Consider the following 961-nt stretch of genomic DNA (forward strand, 5'->3'; position numbering starts at 1 on the left):
CGCGGGCCGCCGGGCGGAGGCGGTCCCGGCGGGCCGGGCGAGCGACCATCGGGGCCGCGCCCGGATGGCCGTGCGTACGGGCCCTCGGCGTAGCCATAAGCCCACAGCGGCACCCAGCGCGGATTGCCGGCGTTGTCGTCGCTGGTGTAGCGCGCGCCTTCCGGAGTGACGCACTCGTACATGGGCTGCGCAGGCTGCACGGTGACGATGCGGAGTTCGCGCTGCGGCAGCGGCGCCGGCGAGGCCTGCGCGCGTGCCGGATCGGTGCTGATGGTGGTGGTCGGCCGCGGCGGCGGATCGCGTGGACGCTGCATGTCCAGCACCTGCTGCTGGCGCGCGTTCTCGCAGGGGGCGTTCTGCAGACTGACCGCGCCGGAAGCGGCGATGCAGCGATAGATGCGCACCGACGCATTGCTGCCGTCGCTGCTGACCGTCTGCGTCTGTTGCGCCCAGCCGGCACCGATCCAGGGCGACAGGCTCAGCAGCAGCAATGGGCGGAGAAGGAGGCGCATGCGCGCATCTTGCGCGCCTTGGGCAGCCAGGGAAAGGGCGGTGGGTGTGCGTGATTCAGGGCGCGTGGCGTCGCGGCAGTGCTGCCGTGTTGATCTGTCGCTGCGAGGCTTCGCCCGTACCCTCATCCGCCCCTGCGGGGCACCTTCTCCCGGCGGGAGAAGGAAAAGTCCAAAGCCCCTCTCCCACCGGGAGAGGGGTTGGGGTGAGGGTCCGGCAAGCGAAGCGCCCGCGTGGCGCCATCGCGCCATTGCCGCCAGACGCCGACGCGGCGGAAGACAGGCGTGCCGCGCCGAAGAGCAGCGCCTCAGGCGCGCAGGATCTCGCCGCTGGCGGCGTCGCGGATCGGGGTGGGCTGGGCCAGGCCGCCGGTGTCGCCGTCGAGCAGGCCGTCGAGGTCGCCCAGCACCAGCGGATCCAGTTCGCTGCGCTGCCGTGCCGGCGGCTCGCC

The 961-nt window shown here is 72.9% G+C and carries 1 protein-coding gene and 1 pseudogene; both read right to left on the reverse strand.

The window, feature by feature from the left end; all coding sequences use genetic code 11:
* A partial coding sequence (locus tag D180_RS13995; RefSeq protein ID WP_043091000.1) for a hypothetical protein occupies positions 1 to 512 on the reverse strand: 512 nt, incomplete at its 3' end.
* 305 nt (positions 513 to 817) lie between these two features.
* Positions 818 to 961, reverse strand: a pseudogene (locus D180_RS14000) (tRNA threonylcarbamoyladenosine biosynthesis protein RimN); the annotation flags it as partial.

Source organism: Xanthomonas sp. SHU 166 (assembly GCF_000364685.1).
Taxonomy (GTDB): domain Bacteria; phylum Pseudomonadota; class Gammaproteobacteria; order Xanthomonadales; family Xanthomonadaceae; genus Xanthomonas_A; species Xanthomonas_A sontii.